At 72.4% G+C, this 17,963-nt stretch carries 18 protein-coding genes; 7 read left to right on the top strand and 11 right to left on the bottom strand.

Going from position 1 to position 17,963, the window contains the following annotated elements; translation table 11 throughout:
* Positions 1-38: 38 nt before the first annotated feature.
* Positions 39-3,158, bottom strand: coding sequence for a BTAD domain-containing putative transcriptional regulator (locus tag AB0M99_RS21700; protein ID WP_365922772.1), 3,120 nt, complete (start codon positions 3,156-3,158; stop codon positions 39-41).
* Between the two features lie 194 nt (positions 3,159-3,352).
* Here AB0M99_RS21700 and AB0M99_RS21705 point away from each other — a divergent pair, with 194 nt between their 5' ends.
* Positions 3,353-4,849 carry a BTAD domain-containing putative transcriptional regulator gene (locus AB0M99_RS21705; protein ID WP_365922774.1) on the top strand — a complete coding sequence of 499 codons (1,497 nt, stop codon included), beginning with the start codon at positions 3,353-3,355 and terminating at the stop codon, positions 4,847-4,849.
* Between the two features lie 4 nt (positions 4,850-4,853).
* Here the strand turns inward: AB0M99_RS21705 and AB0M99_RS21710 are convergent, their stop codons facing one another.
* Both AB0M99_RS21710 and AB0M99_RS21715 read right to left on the bottom strand, forming a co-directional pair.
* Positions 4,854-5,357 (bottom strand): hypothetical protein, encoded by a 504-nt coding sequence (locus AB0M99_RS21710; RefSeq protein WP_365922775.1) that lies wholly within the window; start codon positions 5,355-5,357, stop codon positions 4,854-4,856.
* A 224-nt stretch (positions 5,358-5,581) separates the two neighbouring features.
* A complete protein-coding gene (locus AB0M99_RS21715; RefSeq protein ID WP_365922777.1) occupies positions 5,582-6,163 on the bottom strand; it encodes an RICIN domain-containing protein in 582 nt (193 codons plus the stop codon).
* A gap of 120 nt (positions 6,164-6,283) precedes the next feature.
* On the opposite strand from AB0M99_RS21715, the gene AB0M99_RS21720 reads away from it, so the two are divergent.
* The 3 genes from AB0M99_RS21720 to AB0M99_RS21730 all read left to right on the top strand — a co-directional run bounded on the left by AB0M99_RS21720 (position 6,284) and on the right by AB0M99_RS21730 (position 8,733).
* Positions 6,284-7,486, top strand: a complete 1,203-nt coding sequence (locus AB0M99_RS21720; RefSeq protein WP_365922779.1) for an ATP-binding protein — start codon at positions 6,284-6,286, stop codon at positions 7,484-7,486.
* A complete protein-coding gene (locus tag AB0M99_RS21725) occupies positions 7,483-8,136 on the top strand; it encodes a response regulator transcription factor (protein WP_365922781.1) in 654 nt (217 codons plus the stop codon). The genes AB0M99_RS21720 and AB0M99_RS21725 overlap by 4 nt, the downstream gene beginning before the upstream one ends.
* Before the next feature lie 138 nt (positions 8,137-8,274).
* A complete protein-coding gene (locus tag AB0M99_RS21730) occupies positions 8,275-8,733 on the top strand; it encodes a hypothetical protein (protein WP_365922783.1) in 459 nt (152 codons plus the stop codon).
* Positions 8,734-8,816: 83 nt separating this feature from the next.
* Here AB0M99_RS21730 and AB0M99_RS21735 read toward each other — a convergent pair whose 3' ends face one another.
* The 4 genes from AB0M99_RS21735 to AB0M99_RS21750 form a co-directional block, all read right to left on the bottom strand.
* A complete protein-coding gene (locus AB0M99_RS21735) occupies positions 8,817-9,086 on the bottom strand; it encodes a hypothetical protein (protein ID WP_365922785.1) in 270 nt (89 codons plus the stop codon).
* An 83-nt stretch (positions 9,087-9,169) separates the two neighbouring features.
* A complete protein-coding gene (locus AB0M99_RS21740) occupies positions 9,170-9,928 on the bottom strand; it encodes an ATP nucleotide 3'-pyrophosphokinase (RefSeq protein ID WP_365922787.1) in 759 nt (252 codons plus the stop codon).
* Positions 9,929-10,203: 275 nt separating this feature from the next.
* Positions 10,204-11,334 carry a cytochrome P450 gene (locus tag AB0M99_RS21745; RefSeq protein WP_365922789.1) on the bottom strand — a complete coding sequence of 377 codons (1,131 nt, stop codon included), beginning with the start codon at positions 11,332-11,334 and terminating at the stop codon, positions 10,204-10,206.
* A gap of 445 nt (positions 11,335-11,779) precedes the next feature.
* The gene (locus AB0M99_RS21750) at positions 11,780-12,091 is read right to left on the bottom strand and encodes an EthD family reductase (protein ID WP_365922791.1); all 312 of its coding nucleotides are present in this window, start codon (positions 12,089-12,091) and stop codon (positions 11,780-11,782) included.
* Between the two features lie 330 nt (positions 12,092-12,421).
* Between AB0M99_RS21750 and AB0M99_RS21755 the strand changes: the two genes are divergently transcribed.
* On the top strand, positions 12,422-12,730 hold the full coding sequence (locus AB0M99_RS21755) for a winged helix-turn-helix transcriptional regulator (protein WP_365922793.1): 309 nt from the start codon (positions 12,422-12,424) through the stop codon (positions 12,728-12,730).
* 88 nt (positions 12,731-12,818) lie between these two features.
* Here the strand turns inward: AB0M99_RS21755 and AB0M99_RS21760 are convergent, their stop codons facing one another.
* Together AB0M99_RS21760 and AB0M99_RS21765 are read right to left on the bottom strand one after the other, a co-directional pair.
* The gene (locus tag AB0M99_RS21760; protein WP_365922796.1) at positions 12,819-13,007 is read right to left on the bottom strand and encodes a hypothetical protein; all 189 of its coding nucleotides are present in this window, start codon (positions 13,005-13,007) and stop codon (positions 12,819-12,821) included.
* The gene (locus AB0M99_RS21765; protein WP_365922798.1) at positions 13,004-13,807 is read right to left on the bottom strand and encodes an alpha/beta hydrolase; all 804 of its coding nucleotides are present in this window, start codon (positions 13,805-13,807) and stop codon (positions 13,004-13,006) included. Before AB0M99_RS21765 ends, AB0M99_RS21760 begins: the two co-directional genes overlap by 4 nt.
* A 150-nt stretch (positions 13,808-13,957) precedes the next feature.
* Here AB0M99_RS21765 and AB0M99_RS21770 point away from each other — a divergent pair, with 150 nt between their 5' ends.
* Positions 13,958-14,809, top strand: a complete 852-nt coding sequence (locus AB0M99_RS21770; protein ID WP_365922800.1) for a helix-turn-helix transcriptional regulator — start codon at positions 13,958-13,960, stop codon at positions 14,807-14,809.
* A 33-nt stretch (positions 14,810-14,842) separates the two neighbouring features.
* Here the strand turns inward: AB0M99_RS21770 and AB0M99_RS21775 are convergent, their stop codons facing one another.
* Complete coding sequence (locus AB0M99_RS21775) at positions 14,843-15,406, bottom strand: NADPH-dependent FMN reductase (protein ID WP_365922802.1); 564 nt, start codon at positions 15,404-15,406, stop codon at positions 14,843-14,845.
* Between the two features lie 655 nt (positions 15,407-16,061).
* The gene (locus AB0M99_RS21780; RefSeq protein WP_365922913.1) at positions 16,062-16,865 is read right to left on the bottom strand and encodes an alpha/beta hydrolase; all 804 of its coding nucleotides are present in this window, start codon (positions 16,863-16,865) and stop codon (positions 16,062-16,064) included.
* Positions 16,866-17,749: 884 nt separating this feature from the next.
* On the opposite strand from AB0M99_RS21780, the gene AB0M99_RS21785 reads away from it, so the two are divergent.
* Positions 17,750-17,926 (top strand): hypothetical protein, encoded by a 177-nt coding sequence (locus AB0M99_RS21785; RefSeq protein WP_365922804.1) that lies wholly within the window; start codon positions 17,750-17,752, stop codon positions 17,924-17,926.
* Positions 17,927-17,963: the final 37 nt, after the last annotated feature.

Below are 17,963 nucleotides of genomic sequence, written 5' to 3' on the forward strand. Positions count from 1 at the left end.
CGCGTAGCGGAGGCCCCTGATGGCCACCGCGGTCCTGGCTACGGCTGCGGAAGCGCCTCCAGCTGGGCCCGCGTCTCCCGGGCGTCGTCCCCGAGACCCAGCCGCTCGTAGACCGCCAGCGCGTCGTCGAGACAGGCACGTGCCTGCCGCGGCCTGCACAGACCGGCGTGCACCGTCCCGAGGGTGCGCAGGAGTGCGGCCTCCAGCGCCGCGCTGGTGCATCCGGCGAGCGGCAGCACCGCCTCGGCGGCTTCCGCGGCGAGCAGCCAGCGGCCCGCCTCGGCGTGGATACGGGCCACCAGATCCCCCGCCGCCGCCTCGAACACCGTCACCCGGAGGCCCGCGAACTCCTCACGGGCGCGCACCGCGTGGGCCAGGGCCGCCTCCGGATCGCCGCACAGCCGCAGCACCCGGGCCAGGTAGTAGCGTCCGGTCGCGGCCGACACCGGGCCCGACCCGTCCATCAGGCGGGCGCCGCGCTCGGCCGCGGCCCTGGCCTCGTCCAGGCGCCCCGACTGGGCGGCGCAGAACGCGAACTCCCCCAGGGCGCTGCCCTCCGCGCGCTCCGCTCCCACCCGGCGGAAGAGCCCGGCCGCGCTGCCCGCGTACGCGGCGGCTTCCGCGTACCGCCCGCGGATACGGAGGTTGCTGCCCAGGGCGAGCAGCGCCTTGGCCCGTACGCGTACGACGGGACCGCCGTCGACGCCCTCGCACAGGGCGACCGCCCGGCCGATCTCCCGCTCGGACTCCTCGTACCGGTTGACGTGCCACAGCATGATGCCGCGTACGTGGCGTGCGAGGGCCTCGGGGCCGCTGTCACCCCGGGCCGCCGCCTGGTCGGCGATGAGCGCGGCCAGGTCGGCGATGATCGTCGTCTGGGCCCGCTCGAACAGCACCGACCCCATCTTGTCGGCGAGTTCGGCGGCGCGGTCCAGCGGCAGGGCCGGATCGGCGCAGGTCAGGTGGATGGCCGCCGCGTGCACGCCGGCCTGTTCGCGCATCCAGTTCACCGCCTCGGCCGAATCGGCCACGGGGCGGCCGGGGGAGGCGACCGGTGCGTCGAGGAGACTCTGCTCCACCGGGTCCACGGAGCGGGCGGCGAGGTCCGCGTTGCGCGCGGTGGCCAGGCAGAAGTCGACCAGCCGATCGGCGGCCGCCGTGCGCTCCGCGGCGGGTTCCTCGGCGGCCAGTCGGTCGCGGGCGTAGTCGCGTACCAGGTCGTGGAAGCCGTACCGCTCGAACTGCGGGGAGTGCAGCAGGTTCAGATCGACGAGTGCTTCGAGCAGCTCGTCGGCGTCCGCCTCGGACCGGCCGAGCAGGGCCGCGGCGCAGGGCAGTGAGATGTCGGGGGCGTCGGGCAGGGCCATCAGCCGGAAGGCGCGGGCGAGGTCCGGGCCGAGCCGGTGGTAGGAGAGGGCGAAGGTGGCCTCCACCGTGCGCTTGCCGTCGTCCAGTTCGGTCAGCCGGCGCTGGTCGCGCAGTCCCTCGGCGAGCGCTGCCAGGCTGAGCGCGGGGTCCGCGGCGAGCCGGGAGGCGACGATCCTGACGGCGAGCGGCAGCAGCCCGCAGGCCGCCACGATCTCTTCGGCGAGGCCGGGCTCGGCGGCCACCCGTGCGGGGCCCGCGATCCGGGTGAACAGTTCCAGCGCCTCGTCCTCGGAGAGGGTCTCCAGGCGCATCTGGTGGGCCCCTGCGAGACCGGTGAGGCGGGTGCGGCTGGTGATGAGGACGGCGCAGCCGGCGGAGCCGGGGAGCAGGGGTTTCACCTGGTCCGGGCCGACGGCGTTGTCGAGTACGACGAGCACCTTGCGGCCCGCGAGCGCCGAGCGGTACAGGGCGGAGCGTTCCCCCAGGTCCAGCGGGATCTCGGCCGCGGCGACCCCCAGCGCCCGCAGGAATCCGGCGAGCGCCGGGCCGGGGCCCAGGGGGGTCCGGTCGGCGCCGCGCAGGTCCGCGAAGAGCTGGCCGTCCGGGAAGCGCTCGTGGACCCGGCGGGCCACGTGCACGGCGAGGGTCGTCTTGCCGACGCCGCCCATGCCGTCCAGCGCGGAGACGACCACCGCGCGTCCGACGCCGCCCACGAGGCGGTCCACCAGCAGCTCGACGGCGGACTCCCGGCCGGTGAAGTCGGCGAGCCCGGCGGGGAGCTGGTGCGGTGCCTGCCAGGCGGGGGACTCCGCGCGGGCGGCGGAGAGGGACAGGAGGGAGGGGTCCTCGCGCAGGATCCGCAGGTGCAGCGCGGCGGGCCCGTCGGAGCGGTTCGCCCCGTCGGCGCGGCCGGAGCCGGAGCCGGGGGCGTCGGCGCGGCCGGAGCCGATGCCGGGGCCCCGGCCGGAGCCGGAGCCGGAGCCGGAGCCGGGGGCGTCGGCGCGGCCGGAGCCGATGCCGGGGCCGGGGCCCCGGCCGGAGCCGGAGCCGGAGCCCGGCCCCGCTTCGGTGTCGGCTTCGGGTGCCTCCCGCGGCAGCGACCGGCGGGCCTCCTCGTACACCGCGAGGGCCTCGGCCTTGCGCCCCGCCTGGTAGAGGGCCCGCATGAGGACGGCGGTCAGCCGGGACCGTCCCGGGTGCTCCAGCGCGAGCGAGGCGGCCTCCGCCGTCAGGTCGGTACGGTCGCCCAGCTCGACGTCCATCTCCAGCTGGAGCTCCTTGGCGCTGAGCCACTGCTCCAGCAGCCGGGCCCGTACCGACTCCGCATGCGGCCCGGCGAGGCCGGCCAGCGGCTCCCCGTCCCACAGCCGGTGCGCCCGCAGCAGCACCTCCCGTATCCCGTCCGCCGCGGCGCCCTGAGCGCGCAGCCGCTCGGCCTCGGCGAGCAGCCGGTCCCAGACCACGACGTCCACCTCGGCGTCCGGCGCCGCGAGCGCGTAGCCGTCGCCCACGCGGACCAGCAGCTGTGCCGCACGCTCCGCCCCGGCACGCGCCTTGAAGGCGGCCCGCAGCCGGGACACGTGCAGCTGTACGGCCTTGCGCGGCTCGGACGGCGGGGCGCCGCCCCACACCCCCTCCGCGAGGACCGCGGTGGCGACCGTACGCCCCGCCGCCGTCAGCAGCACGGCCAGCACGGCCCGCTGCTGGGGTCGGCCCAGATCGACCTCTTCGTCCCCGTACCAGGCCCGCAACGGTCCGAGCAGGCTGAAGCGCAGCGCGGATTCCCCCATGGTCCTTCCCCCAGTCCTCAAGCCCGCGCCCCCGACCGACGCGCACTGCCGTGAGCCCTGCGGGATCCCCATCCCGCCGGTCCTGCCGTCCGCGGACGGCCGTACGGCAATGCGCGACGAAGGCGGCGCTCCCCCCGGTCACCTATCATCTGTCGCAATTGTGCACTGGGCTCATGGGCGGGGGCGGCATGGGTATGGGGCTCGAATTCTGCGTGCTCGGTCCACTGCGCGCCTGGCGCGACGGCCGCGAGATCGACCTCGGGCGCCCGCAGCAGCGCGCCGTGCTCGCCGCGCTGCTGCTCGCCCCCGGGCAACTCGTCCCCCTGGGGCAGCTCATCGACGGGCTCTGGGGCGAGGACGACTCCCGGTGGCCGAAGGACCCCGTGGGCCAGCTGAGCACGCACACCCACCGGCTGCGCAGGGCCATGGCCGCGCCCGGGGACCCGGGCGGCGCGGTGCTGGTCGCCGAGTCGGGCGGATACCGGCTGAACGTGGAGCGCCGGTCCGTCGACCTCTTCCACTACGACGCCGCGGTGCTGGAGTCGGCCGCACTGCGCCACGAGGATCCGGTACGGGCCCGCGAACTGCTCCGCGAGGCCCTCGGGCGGTGGCGCGGGCCGGCGCTCGACGGGGTGCCCGGGGTGCTCGCCGAGCGCGCCCGTCGGCGGCTCGGGGCGGGCCGGCACGCGGTCACGAAGACGCTGCTCGACATCGAACTCACCCTGGGGCGCCATGCGGAGCTGCTGCCCGAACTGGGCGCCCTGGCCTCGCAGAACCCGCACGACGAGGAGGTGCAGCGGCTCTACGTGCTGGCCCTGCACCGCGGCGGGCGGACGGCCGAGGCGCTCGCCGCCTTCGACGCGCTGCGGGAGCGGCTCGACCGGGAACTGGGGCTCGAACCGGCCCCCGCGATGATGGAACTGCACACCCGCATCCGGCACGGCGACCCCGCCCTGACCGCACCCGCGGTCCCGGTGCAGCGGCGCCGCCCGCAGCGCCCCTGCCAGCTGCCGCCGGACATTCCGGACTGGGTGGGCCGGGGCGCCGAACTGCGGGAGGCCGAGGGACTGCTGCGGCAGCCGGACACCGCCCCGGTCCTGGCCCTGTCGGGTACCCGGGGCAGCGGCACCTCGGCGTTCGCCGTGCACCTGGCCCATGCGGTGCAGGACGCCTATCCGGACGGCCAGTTGTACGCCAGCGCGGACGGCCCGCGGGACGGCGGGGCGGCCGACGCCGACGGGCCGGCCGAGCCGCGTGCCGTACTCGCCGCGTTCCTGCGGGCGCTGGGCGAACGGCCGCCCGAGGCCGCCGACACCGACGAACTGTCCCGGCGCTTCCGCGCGACCCTCGCCGGGCGGCGCGTACTGGTGCTGCTGGACGGGGTGGCCCGCCCGGAGCCGCTGCTGCCGGCCACCGCCGGCTGCGCGGCCGTACTGACCGGGGCGGCTCCGGACACCCTGCCGGCGGGCGCGGCGCACATCCGCATCGGCCCCTTGGAGCCGGACGACGCGCACGAGCTGCTCGCCCGGGTCGCGGGCGCCGACCGGGTCCGGGAGGAGCCCGGTCCGGTGGCCGAACTGGCCGCGCTCTGCGGGCACCTGCCCCTGCACCTGCGGGCGGCGGCGACCCGGCTCGCGGCGCGCCCGCAGTGGTCGGTGGCGGGGCTGGTGGCGCGAACGGGCCGCCGGTAGCCGGTCAGTAGGCGTCCGACCTCCTGGTGATCCTGATGGAACCGCTCTGGTTGGCAGCGGCCTGCGGGCACGACAGGTCGGTGTAGTAGACGCTGAATCCGTTCGAGAACACCGTGAGGCAGGCGTTCGCGTACGAGCCCTTGAACTCGTTGAGGGCGTAGCAGACCCGTCCGCCCTGGCCGTAGACGACCAGGTTCCCGTCGGTCTGCATGACCGCCTTCTCGCCGCAGCCGACCGTGTTGGTCGCCCACGTCGCCTTCTGCGTCGGGGGATTGCTGAACCCGCGGTAGAGGACCAGGTTGCCGTCGTCCTGCATGATCAGCCGGGTGTCGCCGTTGTCGACGTGCCAGCCCTTGTAGAGCGGTTCGTCGTTCCAGATGGTGTGGGTCACCGGGTCGTACGCGGCCTGCGCGCTGCCCGCCCCCACGACCGTCCCGGCGAATGCCACCGCACCGGCCGCCAGCACGCCGGCCAGCCGCCGTGCGGTCCCTGCCTTGGTCTTCGTCATCCCCGTGGGCCTTTCCCCAGCTTGTACCGGCGCGCGCATGAGCACGAGCGCCTTGCATGGTGACCTTGGCGCCCTCCGGTAGACAAACGCTGAACGCGAGCGCCCCGGGGGTCCCGGCCCGTCCGGTCGAGGGCGACCCGGCCCGGACGGAGGCCGTCGTAGGGGCGTGCCCTCGACGGCCTCCGCACCGCACCGCGGTGGAGCGGCTTCGCGCGGACCCGCTGCTAGCCGATCTGGGCGTAGTTGTAGTACCGGTCGAAGCGCGGCACCCAGATGGTGGGCCAGGGCACACCGGAGGTGCCGCATGCGCCGAACACCACGGGCGAGCGGCGGCCGGTGTCGTTCAGGCACAGCCCGGTGCCGACCTCCTTGATCTCCCAGTGGTCGCCCTTCTCGCCGCCCTGGAAGACCCACGTGAAGGTGGCGCAGCCCCAGCCGTCCGTCTGGATCAGGGAGACGCCCTGGTAGGCCGATCCGCCCTGCGCGCCGAGGCAGCGCGCGCCGCCGAAGGTGCCGATCGCGAAGTTGCCGTTGCCCAGGCTGTGGAAGGTGAAGCGCTGGTGCAGCGCGCCCTTGCAGTCGTACCGCTGGATGATGGCGCCGGCGTTGGTGGTCCCGCCCCGGACGTCGAGGCACTGCCAGCTGTACCCGGCCCGTATCTCGTAGATGGGGGCGTTGTACGGGGTGGTGCTGTACCGGATCGTCGGGTTCTCGGCGGCCTGCGCGGATGCGGGCAGCAGCATGACGAACAACGCCGTGAGAGCGGCTATGACCCCGCTGCCGAACCGGCGGAACTTTTGCGCCACGTTCTCTCCTGACTGGAAACAACTGACCGGGGACGAGCTTGACGCCGCAGAAGCTACCGAGATCCACTGAGCCTCCGGTACCCACCCTTTCAGGGGGGTGTGTTCACTGCGGAGGCTGTGGTGAGGGTGGGCTCGGGGCTCCAGCGTGCCCAGCGGTTCATGATGCTGGCGACCGGCCTGTACCGGGCCAGCCACCTGACGGCGGGCTTCGCGGCCGTGCTGCGCAAGGCGCCGGGCGAGGTCCTCCCCTGGGCGGTGTTCGGCGGAATCCTTGCCTCCAGCGTGTGGCTGTACGGGAACGCGTACGCCCGGGGCTGGTTCGACCGGCGCTGGGTGTGGGCCGACGTACTGGTGACCGGGTGCTCGGTGCCGCTGCTGGTATGCCTGGCCACCGGTGCGCGGTCGGGCGGCGGCTGGGTGCCCGGGGGCGCCGAAGTGGCCGTGTACGGATGGCTGTTCCTGCTGGGCGGGTCGGTGAGCGCGGCGGCGGGCGTCGCTCTGGCGCCGCGACCGGCCGTGGGGGCCGTACTGATCCTGCTCGGCACCACGCCGGCCGCGTACCTGTGGGTGATCGGGCCGGAGGCGGCTCCGGGGTCCGCGCTCGTCGGGCACCTCAACTCGGTGGTTTCCTCGGCCGTGATGGCCCGGGTCTTCTGGTGGTACCTGCGCCGCCAGGGCACCCAGCTGGACGAGGCCAAGGAGCGGGCGCTGGTCGCCGAGGCCGCGCGCGCCCGGCAGGCGGAGCGGATCGCCCACCACCGGGCCCTGCACGACACCGTGCTGGCCACGCTGACCACCATCGCCGCCGGCCGGGTCGACGCCAACACGCCCCTGGTGCGCGAGCGGTGCGGCCGCGAAGCCGCGTACCTGCGGCGGCTGATCCAGCGCGAGCACGACCCGGAGGCCGCCGGTGCGGAGGCCGCCGAGGTGGCCGTCGGGACCGCGCTGGAGGAGGCGGTGCACTCGGCGGAGTGCCTGGGCCTGAAGGTCACCGCCCAGTACCACGAACTGCCGGCGGTGCCCGGCCCCGTGGCCACCGCCCTCGCGGCCGCCGTGTCCGAGGCCCTGAACAACGTACGGTGCCACGCCGCGACCGGGCAGGCCTTCCTGACGGCCGTCGGGGAGGGCGAGGGGGTGTCCGTCACGGTGGTGGACCGGGGCGCCGGCTTCGACCCGGGGGCCCCGCGGGGCGGCACGCCGGACGGGTCGGGGTCCGGGCTGCGGCGCTCCATCCACGCCCGGCTGGCCGGGATAGGCGGAGCGTCCGAGGTCGACAGCGCCCCCGGCGAGGGCACCAGCGTGCGGCTGCGGTGGCCCGCGTGATCACCGTGGCCGTGGTGGACGACGACCGGATGCTGCGCGAGGGCCTGCGCTCCTGGCTGGCCGGGGTGGAGCGGTTACGGCTGCTGGCCGCGGTGGAGACGGTGGACGAACTGCTCGCGGCGGGCGGCCGGCCCGCCGAGGTGGTGCTGCTCGACCTGGTGCTGCGTGACGGCTCCGTCCCGGAGGAGAACGTCCGGCGGCTGTGTGCGGCGGGCAGCAGGGTGCTGGTGATAAGTACGGTCGCGGACCGGGCCCGGATCGTCGGGACGGTGGCGGCCGGGGCGGACGGCTACCTCACCAAGGACCACTCCCTGGAGACCCTCGTGGGCGCCGTGGAGACGGTTGCCGGTGGCGGTACGGCGCACTCCGCCGAGCTGGCCTTCGCCTGGGTGCACGACACAGGCCCGGCCCGGCCGCCGCTGGCGCCGCGAGAGCTCCAGGTCCTGCTCGACTACGCCTCCGGCCTCACGCTGAAGGCCACCGCACGGCGGGCGGGCGTCAGCCCGAACACCGCCAAGTACTACCTGGACCGGGTCAAGGAGAAGTACCAGCGGGCCGGCCGTCCGACGTACACGAAGATCGACCTGGCCCTGCGCGTCCGCGAGGACGGCCTGGCCCCGGCCGATCCGCCGGGCAACGGCCGCGCGTGACCACGCGTGTTCTTGCCGTGCACGGCTCTGACCAGGTACTCGGGGCGGGCCGAATGAGTAGGCGTACTCAGGTGGCGATCCTCGGCAGCTTCGAGACTGGGCGCAGGTCGAACGGAGCGGAATGGAACGGGGAACGTCATGGTGCGGCGCTGGCCGAAGCCTGAGATGTGGGTGCCGGGCGGATACCTGGCTCTGGTGGTCGCGATGCTGGTCTACGTCGCGGTCGGCAGCCGGACCGGGGACATCGGGTTCTTCGGAGTCTGGCCGATGCTGGCCACCGCGCCGGTCAGCGTCATCCTGCTGAGCGCCTTCGGCCCCGCCGCGGACGTCCCGGACGAGCCGGCCCCGCCTGTGGGGCCCGAGTACTACGGCTCGCAGCCGCCCACCCGGCTCCCCACCGACTACCCCGACCCGTCGGCCCCGCTTCCCGCGGACTGGGTACCGCCGGACACCTCCGTGACCGACAAGCTCGACGTCTGGACCGAACTCGGCTTCCACGGCGCGATCCTGGTCAGCGCCCTGATCAACGCCGCAGCGATCTGGGCCCTGCTCCGCTGCGTGGCGCGGCAGCGCGACGCCAGGGGTGCGCGGTTGTAGTGCCGCGTCGGGCAACGTTCGCCCGTGGTGATGGCTCGCAGGGGTGAAGCCCGGCTGCGGCCCAGGCTGTGGACGCCGCGCGGTCAGATCCACATCCGGTGCTGGTAGGTGTTGAAGATGCCGCTGGTCGCGCCGACGATCATTTCCACCGAGTCGCCGCTGTTGGCCCGAGTGCCCTTGATGGTGATCTTGACCCGGGCGTCGCTGCACCAGTAGCTCTTGTACTGCCAGGAGCCCTTCGCCCCGCCGTACCCAAAGGTGATGGACTGCGCCGTGACCGCCCCGTGGTTGCGGTAGGCGTCCATGGTGGTCCGTCGTGCCGTGCCCGCTCGGACAGAGTTGATCTTGTTCATGGCCTGCCGACGAGTGTCTACCAAGACAGCCCCTCTCCAGGCTCAAACCACCCGCATCAGCCGTCACTGCCCCGCACGCTCCCTCAACCGAGCGCCGGGACCGGCAGCGGTGCGGGCCTGTTCAGCCGGTCGGCACCCGGCGGCACGGGCACGGCAGCGAAAACGGCATCCTGCTGGGCCTGGAGCTCCTTCTTCCGGGCCGGGGTGGTGGAGGGCAGGCGCTGCTCCTCGTAAAGGAGGTGGGTCACCTCCTGGGCGTGCTTGCTGGCGGGGGTGTGGAACTGGACCTCGAAGAGCTGCCCGGAGCCGGGTGCTCGCCAACCGGTGTTGAGGCCCTTGTAGCCGTTGGTCCGGCCCCAGGTGTTGGACCACTTGGTGCTGTCGTTGCCCCAGGCGGACAGAAGGGCGGACGCGGCGGCGACGCCGTCCGTGTAGGTGTCCTCCGGCCACTGGAGGGTGTAGCGGACGGAGTCGCCCAGACCCTGAAGGACCGTGTCCACGTTCTGCTCGGGGTGTTCCTTCAGGGAGGTGGCGACCTTCCGCTTGAGGGAGTCGGGCGACTTGAGGCGGTACTCGAAGCCGACCAGCTCCGCGCCCGACGCGAGCGCGGCGGTGCGCACGTCCACGCTGATCGACCGTTCGGCCTCCTTCGCCCGGTCGAGGTAGGCGTCGACCTTGGCGTTGTCCGTGGTGCTCAGTGTGAGCCCGCCCTCCCCCTTCCAACCGTCGTCGCCGGACGCGGCGGCCGCCGATGCGCCGGAGCCGACGATCAGCGCGGTGGCGAAGGCGGCCGCGAGGAGGCTTCGGCCGATGGTGGGAGTGGTGGTCGTGCTGTTGGTCATGAGCTCGCTTTCACGCCGATGGTGATCTCGCGAAAGGCACAACCCGTGCGCTGTCCCCCCGGTTACGCGGTCCTGGACGGGCCCGGTCAGACCGCTGGGCGGTCGTCACCACGATCAGCGTTCGGTCGTCGTCCAGGGTGACCGCGCTGTCTGTCAGTCACCGGACGGCATGCCGGTGCCGGAGAGGGCCGCGGCCGGCAGGCCACAGGTGGTGATCTTTCACCTGGCCTGTGAGCGCGTCCCCGCCCGAGGAGGTCGCGCAGCGGGACGGGGTTTCAGAGGTTCACCGGGAGTCGGTGCGGCGCGTGCAGTCGCAGCGACGTCCGCCGGCTCAGGTCTCGTTCGGGTACCGCGAGCTCGAGGCGGGGCAGGCGGAGGAGCTCGGTGAAGGCGGCGCGGAGTTGGGCGCGGGCGAGCGTGGCGCCGAGGCAGTGGTGCGGGCCGTGGCCGAAGGCGAGGTGGGGGCTCGGGGCGCGGGTGGGCTCGAAACGTTCGGGGGCGGGGGAGCGGTTCGGGGTGTGCTGGGCGGTGGCGAGGCTGAGCATGACGGTCTCGCCGGCCCGTAGGTCCGTACCGGCGAGGGAGAGGTCATCGCGCGCGAAGCGTGGCGCGGCTGCGGCGGCGGGGGTGGTGCGGCTCAGTACGTTCTCCACGGCGGCGGCCATCAGTTCGGGGTGGTCGCGCAGGCGCCGGGCCTGGTCGGGGTGGGTGAGCAGGAGCAGGGTGCCCCGGCTGATGGCGTGGGTGACGTTCTCGATGCCGTCCCACCAGATCTGGAAGGCCAGGGCGGTGAGTTCGGCTTCACTGATCAGGCCGCCCGCCTTGCGGGCTCGGATCCAGCAGGACAGCAGGTCGTGCCCCTGGAGGTGGCGTCGGCTGATCAGAGTGGTGAGCAGGCGGTGGACGCCTGCGACGGCCGCGGCGAGGTCCTCGCGCCGGGTGTACGTGAGCATGGTCCGGGTCCACCGCGTCAGCGCGGGCCGGCCAGCTGAGGGTATACCGAGGAGGTCGGCGACGATGGTCAGTGGCAGCGGGACCGCGAACTCGGCCACGAGGTCGGCCCGCTGTCTGCCCGTCAGGCCGAGGAGCAGGTGCCGGACGGTGGCCTCCACCCGGTGGTGCAGTCCCTTGACGGAACGGGCGGTGAAGGCCGGGGCGGCGAAGCGGCGCAACCGGGCGTGGTCGGCTCCGTCGCGGCCCAGGAGATTGCCGTCGAGCGGTTGCGGCAGCCGGAAGCCGCTGTAACCGGTTCCGGAGTACGACCTGTCCACGGTCAGCCGGCTGTCGACGAGCGCGGCCCGGACGTGGTCGTGGCCGGTGACGAGCCAGTACGACGAGCCGGTCGCTTCCACCGGCACCTTCTGGAGCGATGCCTCATCAGAGGTGGTGCCGGAGGTCGCGTGCATGAGGGGCGTTCTCCCTGGGGGCTGCGGGTGCGGGCCGGCTGGCCGGGTCGCCTCGCGGGCCATGCCCCGCAGGATGGTCTTCTACGGCGCCACGCTGGGCTGCCACGGCCCGCGGGCCCGGAAGCGCCGGATCACCCCCGAACTGCTGCCGCAACCGTTCCGGATGCGGGCCGTACCCACCGATCGGCAGGTACGGCCCGACGTACTTCCGCCGCACTTCCGTGAGCGGTGCGCGCGTCGCCGCCGGGTCGTCGTCAGTGATGGCCGTGGGGCTACCGCCCCCGGCCGTCGCGCCGCACGGACGCATCAACCACCGTGACATCCGGCCAGGACATCAGCCCACCTTTGACGCTCAACGAACCGGCAACCGCCAACGGCGTCCGCCGCTAGCCGGACCTGGCCTCAAGCGGCCGACCGAACGCGTCCCGGAGCATCCCGGCCTGCCTCAGCCGGTGCCGTCCTGTACCGGGTAGTGGATGATGACCGCACCGCCGGTGGCGTAGTTGGCGACATCGGCGGCCAGCCGCTGGCCGTGTGGCGACTTCAGCCCCGCATCCATGGCGATGGCGTCAGCGAAGTCGGCTTCGAAGACCGCGAAATACGGCGCTTCTCCCTCGGCCGCCGCCACGTCGAAGCTGTAGCGCCACGCAAGCGGGCCGGGCCAATTCTTGACCAGCGGAAGGTGGTTGGTCACGTAGTAGTCGCGGAAGTGGTCAGGGTCCGCGGGCTCGGAGTACAGGACAACAAGCCTATGCATGACGACCTCCGTCCAGAGACGTCAGCCGGCTGCCCAACTCGTAGCGACCCGTGTATGGCGCCGGCCATCGGGAGGTTTCCGGCGAACATGTGGAACGCCCGATCGGCGGGGCGTCCCCGGGCATCATGCGCGCGAGCAGCGCGCCGGCCTGGTCGGTGCACGGCGGTTCCAGCAGGGCTATCCGCGACATCGGCTCTCCCGTCGAGTTTGTTTCGAAATCAGAAACGCCGGGGTGGATGCTTGTGTTTCGAATAACGAAACACAAGGAGGGTTGTGTCGACACCGCGCCCAGGAAGACCGGTTCGTGGATCGACGACCGGTCGTCCCCTCATGGCCGCGATGGACCTGTTCGGCCGTCGGTGGGCGCTGCGCATTCTCTGGGAACTGCGTGCGGGTCCGCTCGGAGCCCGCGTGCTGCTGGCACGGTGCGAAGGGCTGTCGTCCAGCGTCCTCTACCAGCGGCTTCGCGAACTCACCTCAAGCGGGATCATCGCCCCTTCAGCCGATGGCCACGAGCTCACCCGGCTGGGGACAGCACTCGGTCAGGCCCTCCGACCGCTCGACGAATGGGCGATCACCTGGGCGCAGGCGCAGGCGCAGGCGCAGGCGCAGGACGATCAGAATCCTGTGGAGGCATGAAGGGCGCGGGCTTTCGAACGTTCCTGGGCGCGGAGGGCCTGGGCCCCGGGTTCCGCTGTGCCGCAGCGCGGAAGCCGGGACACGGAGCTCACGCGGCCTGTGAGAAGCCTCCGGTCGCCAGGTCGGCGCCGCGCAGCGGGGTGAAGTCGATGTCCAGGCGCGGGTCGCAGGCGGCCGGTTCATCGTTGCACCTCGCCGTCTCCCCCTTCTCGACGGGATCGTTGTAGGCGAGTCCGATCGAGACACGCGAGGGTGTTGTGGGCCGGTCTCCGCTCACGCGTCGGTCGTGGCGGGGTCCTCGATGAACTGGGTGACGAGCTTGGTGAAGACGTCCTCTTGCTCGAAGAACATGACGTGACCCGCGTCGATCTCGGCGTAGGAGCTGTCCGCGATCGCGGCGTGGAGGGCGCGGCTGTGCTCGACCGGGACGGTGATGTCCTGGGTGCCTCCGATCACGAGGGTGGGGGCCTCGATGAGGGGCAGCAGGGGCCGGATGTCCACCCGGAGGTCGTAGGCGATGTGGCGCAGGGTGCCGGCGGTGGGCGGAATGTTGGGGATGAGGGCCTCGAAGGCCTCGCGGCCGATGGAGTTGAGGAAACCGCGGCTGAAGCCGGTCATCGCCACCGCGCGGCCGAAGGAGGCGGGGTCGGAGTGGCCGAGGTCCTGCCAGAGGGTGAAGAGGCTGCGCAGGTACTCGTCGCTGTCGGTGTGGGCCCAACCGGCGACCAGGATCAGGCGCCGCACCAGGTCGGGGCGGAGGGCGGCGACGGTGGCCGCGACGGTGGAGCCCATCGAGAAGCCCAGCAGGTCGACGGGCCCGTCCGCCGCGTCCTCTATGACGGCGATGACCTGGGCGGCGAGGCTCTCGGCGGTCAGCGGGGCGCCGTCGTCGACGGTCGCCTCGGTGCCGGACAGGTCGGGGGTGATCACCGTGTGATGCGGGGTGAACCGGGGTGTGGTCTGGCCCCAGTTGACGGCGGCGCCAGCCGATCCGGTGCCGTGGACCAGCACGAGGGCGGGGCCCGAGCCGGTCTTCTCGTAGTGGACCTGTGCGCCGTTGACGGTGACCGTGGCCATGGACTGCTCCTCAACTCCGTTGTCGGCCGGGGCGTTCGTGCTCCGGCCAGACCCACAGTGCCGCCGTCCGGCAACGGCCGGGAGAGCCCTCCGCACCCTGGGATCGGCAGTCCCTGGTTGAGTCCGCGGACCGTCCGGCAGGATGACGGCATGAAGATCGACCGTGAGGCACTCGCCGACTTTTTGCGCCGCTCGCGCGACCGGGTCCGGCCCCAGGACGCGGGTCTGCCCGTCGGCCCCCGGCGGCGTACGCCGGGCCTGCGCCGCGAGGAGGTCGCCCAGCTCGCGGGCATGTCCGCCGACTACTACATCCGCCTCGAACAGGCCCGCGGCCCGCAGCCCTCGCCGGAGATGCTCGCCGCCCTGGCCCGCGCCCTGCGCCTGTCCGACGACGAACGCGACCACCTCCACCTCCTCGCCGGCCGCCGCCCGCCCGCAGCCCGCACCTCGGGCGACCACGTCAGCCCGGGACTGCTGCACCTGCTGGACCAGCTGGAGGGCACGCCGGTGCAGGTGATCAGCGATCTCGGTGACGTCCTGGCACAGAACGCGATGGCCGTGGCATTGCTGGGCGGCGTGTGCACGGTGTCCGAGCACGGCCGCAACGTGGTCTGGCGCTGGTTCGCCGACCCGTCCCAGCGCACCGCGTACCCGCCGGAGGAGCACGAGTACTACAGCCGGCTCCACGTGGCCGACCTGCGGGCGGCCGTGGGCCGACGCGCCGGCGACCCGGCCGCGACCCGCCTGGTGCAACGGCTGAACGAGGCCGGCGAGGAGTTCGCCGCCCTGTGGGAGCTGCACGAGGTTTCCGTACGCCGGGCCTCGCGCATGCGTGTCCTGCACCCGCTGATCGGCCCGGTGGAGTTGGACTGCCAGGTGCTGCTCGCCCCGGAGGGAGATCAGCGTGTGGTCCTGTACACCCCGCCCGTCGGCAGCGACACCGCCGAACGCCTCGCTCTCCTCAAGGTGGTGGGCACGGGCCAGTTCACCGTTGCCGGCTGACGGTCGGCAGGCCAGGGTGCGCGGTGATGGACGCTAGGCCCGGTCGAGATCCGCCACTTGTTCGTGAGCCTGTGCCAGTAGGGCGAGCACCTCGCCTATCTGCTCGCGCACACCCGGATCGGATATGAGTCCGTCCGCGCGGACTGTCTGAGAGGCCACCGGAATCCTGGCGCAGGCCGATTCCACGATGGCGGCTCCGGTGTAGCCGAGTACGAGGCGCAGCGTGGCCTCCGCACCCTGACCACGACCGGGGGAGGCGGCGTTCACCCAGGCCACGGGCTTGTCGGAGATCTCGGTGCCGCCGACCGTCCAGTCGAGCAGGTTCTTGAACGAGCCGGGCAGAGTGCCCGCGTACTCCGGAGTGCAGATCAACACCGCGGCCGCCTCGCCGATCGCCGCCCGTAGCTCCGCCACGGGAGCGGGCAGCGGATCGGTGTCGTGGTCGGGGTTGAAATGCGGAAGCGTTGCCAGCCCCTTGTACATGTCCGTGCGCACCTGCGAGGGGGCTACTGCTTGCGCAGTGCGCAGCACCGCCTCGTTGGACGAACCAGCCCGTAGGCTTCCGGACAGCAGGAGAATGCGCGGCAGCGTAGACATCTCGTCACCTTATCGACCTCACCAGGCAGTGGATGTGCGCTTCCAGCGCGTAGCCTGCTACCCCCTTCTGATCAGCGGTCATGCGGCGGCGGTCGGCTGGCCGGAGCGGCAGGAGCCGCTCCGCGAGGTCGGGCCGGTCGGAAGCGGGAAGCGGATCATCGTTCTGCCTGAGTTCCTCCGCGAGGAGCTGCGGCACCACGTCGAGTGGTACGTGGAGAAGGCCCCCGACGGGCCTTCGTGGGGGAGAAGGGGGCACCGTTCCGGCGTAGGACGTTCGGGATCGTGAGCGTCAGAAGGAGGTCGCCGACGGGCTGTACGACATGGTGCGAGTGGCCCGCGAGAAGGCCGCCGAACAGGTCGCGCGGGGACCAAGTGGTGCGCAAGTGGTGCGGGGCTCTTGACCAGGTCTAGACAATGACGAAGGCCCAGGTCTGTGACCTGGGCCTTCTTGCAAGAGCGGATGACGGGAATCGAACCCGCGCCATAAGCTTGGGAATCACCCGGCACTTGGGTGAGTGCACAGCCTCTGACCAGCGAAAATGGACGCCGGTTTCCTTGTTCCGGCTGCTTCTGCGGACCTCGTGTTTGCCGCTGCTTACCGCCCCTACTGGCAGGTTGTGGCACGGAGTGGCCGGCCCCGGCGCAGTTTCTCCCGTCAGCAGTCCTGCGCGTCGACCGCCGCAGCGTCGACGGAGTCGACGTCCTCCATGAAGGACAGCATCCGGGCGTTGACCACGTCCGGGTGGTCGATCTGCGGGCCGTGCCCGGTCGCGTAGATGATCTCGGCGCGGGCTCCGGGGACGAGGCGCGGTACGCGCTCCAGCTGCCGCTTGGGGTGTACCAGCAAGCTGTGCCTGCCCATGATCAGGTAGAGGGGAGTCCGGATGGACCGCAGCTCCTCCTCGGCCAGCGGCAGCGGTGCGGGGCGGCGGATCCGGTATGCACGGGCGCCGAGCTGGATCCACTTGCGCATCTCGGGGATGGCGAGCACCGGCTGATCGAGCCAGGCGGCGAGGCGCGGTCGCAGCGCCTTCGGCGCGAGGGCGGCGAACAGGCTGACGAAGACCCAGGCGAAGAAACGCAGGCCCACCTTCTCCAGGCCGCCGGGGTCGAGGGCGGTGACCGAGGCGAGCCGTCCGGGACGCAGGTGCGCCTGGTTGAGCACGAGCCAGCCGCCGTATGAGGAGCCGACGAGGTGGACCCGGTCGAGGCCGAGTGCATCGAGGGCCTCGTCCATCCACTGGGCGGCGCGCTCGGGCTGCCACATGGGTTCGCGGTGGATGCTGCGGCCCGCGTCGCCGGGGGTGTCCAGGGCGTAGACGGGGCGGTCGAGGCTGAGCCCGGGGGTGTTGGGGTACCACATCGCCGAGCTGTAGCCGGCGCCGTGGATCAGGACGATTGGCGTCCGGGACTCGGCGGCGGGGTCCGAGGGCGAGGAGTTCGGGGCGGAGCAGGGGATCGCTCTGGAGCCCTTCCTGGAGGCCTTCCGGCTGACCGCCCGGCGCGCCTTCGACACGCTCCACGTACTGATTCGCGGCCATGCCGACCAGGCGCTCGCCCTGGACGTCACCAGCGAGTTCTGGGCCGTTCATGCCGTAGATGGTTCCCACGCGTACGGGTGCAAGGAGGATGGGTCGCCCGCGAGGGGATCTTCTTGAAGTCGTCGCCCCCATGACGCCGACCTGCGGAAACTGGCTGGCTGGGCCCTCAGTCCGACGACCTGTTAGGGCAGTTGGGGCGCGCGAATGGCGCGCGGGCCTCGGTACATCTGGGCAACAGACAAGCCCCCAGGTCGCTGGCCTGGGGCTTTGTCGTGGAGCGGATGACGGGAATCGAACCCGCGCTATAAGCGTGGGAATCACCCGGCACTTGGGGTTGGCGCACAGTCCTTGACCTGCGAAAATGCCCGCGGGGAGAATCCGGGTCGCACCAATTGCACCGATGCGTACATGGTCGGCGGCGATCGCCAGTGCAGACCGCAGCGTGAGTGCCGATTCAGATGGCGGGCAGGTGACGCCCAGATCCTCGCGGCACCGTCGGGTCACCGGGTGGTCCGGGGCCGCCCGGGTCAGGGCGAGATGCAGCATCCCCGTCACGAGCGGCATCCCGTAGAACGAGCCGTCCGGTGACTGCGCCCGCTCCCACTCCTCCAGGGTGCGCCGGGGGAGCGGCATGCCCAGGGCGGCGCCCGCGAGGACCTCGAAAGCCGGTACGACGCTGTTGTTGATCGGCCTCGGCACCTGCTCGGGTTCACGCTCACCCGAAGCACCCTCGGCTTCCTCGGCGCGACGCCCCTGCTCCTGACCTTCGCCGCCGCCTCCTGGACCGCGGTCCTGAATCGGCATGCTGGCGGGCGACGGCGAGAAGGTGCAGGTCTTTGCCTTCACGATCATCTTCCCGATCACCTTCACGAGCACTCCGGTCGGCTCGTCCGTCATGTGGTCGCTGATCTGGGCCGCGGGCATCGCAGCCGTCTTCATGCCGCTGGCCATGCGCGTCTGCAACTCCCGCAGCCGCTGACGCGGCCTCCGGCGCGGATGGAACCGGGCGTCTGGAT

This window comes from Streptomyces sp. NPDC051183, from assembly GCF_040682455.1.
In the GTDB taxonomy this organism is placed as follows: domain Bacteria; phylum Actinomycetota; class Actinomycetes; order Streptomycetales; family Streptomycetaceae; genus Streptomyces.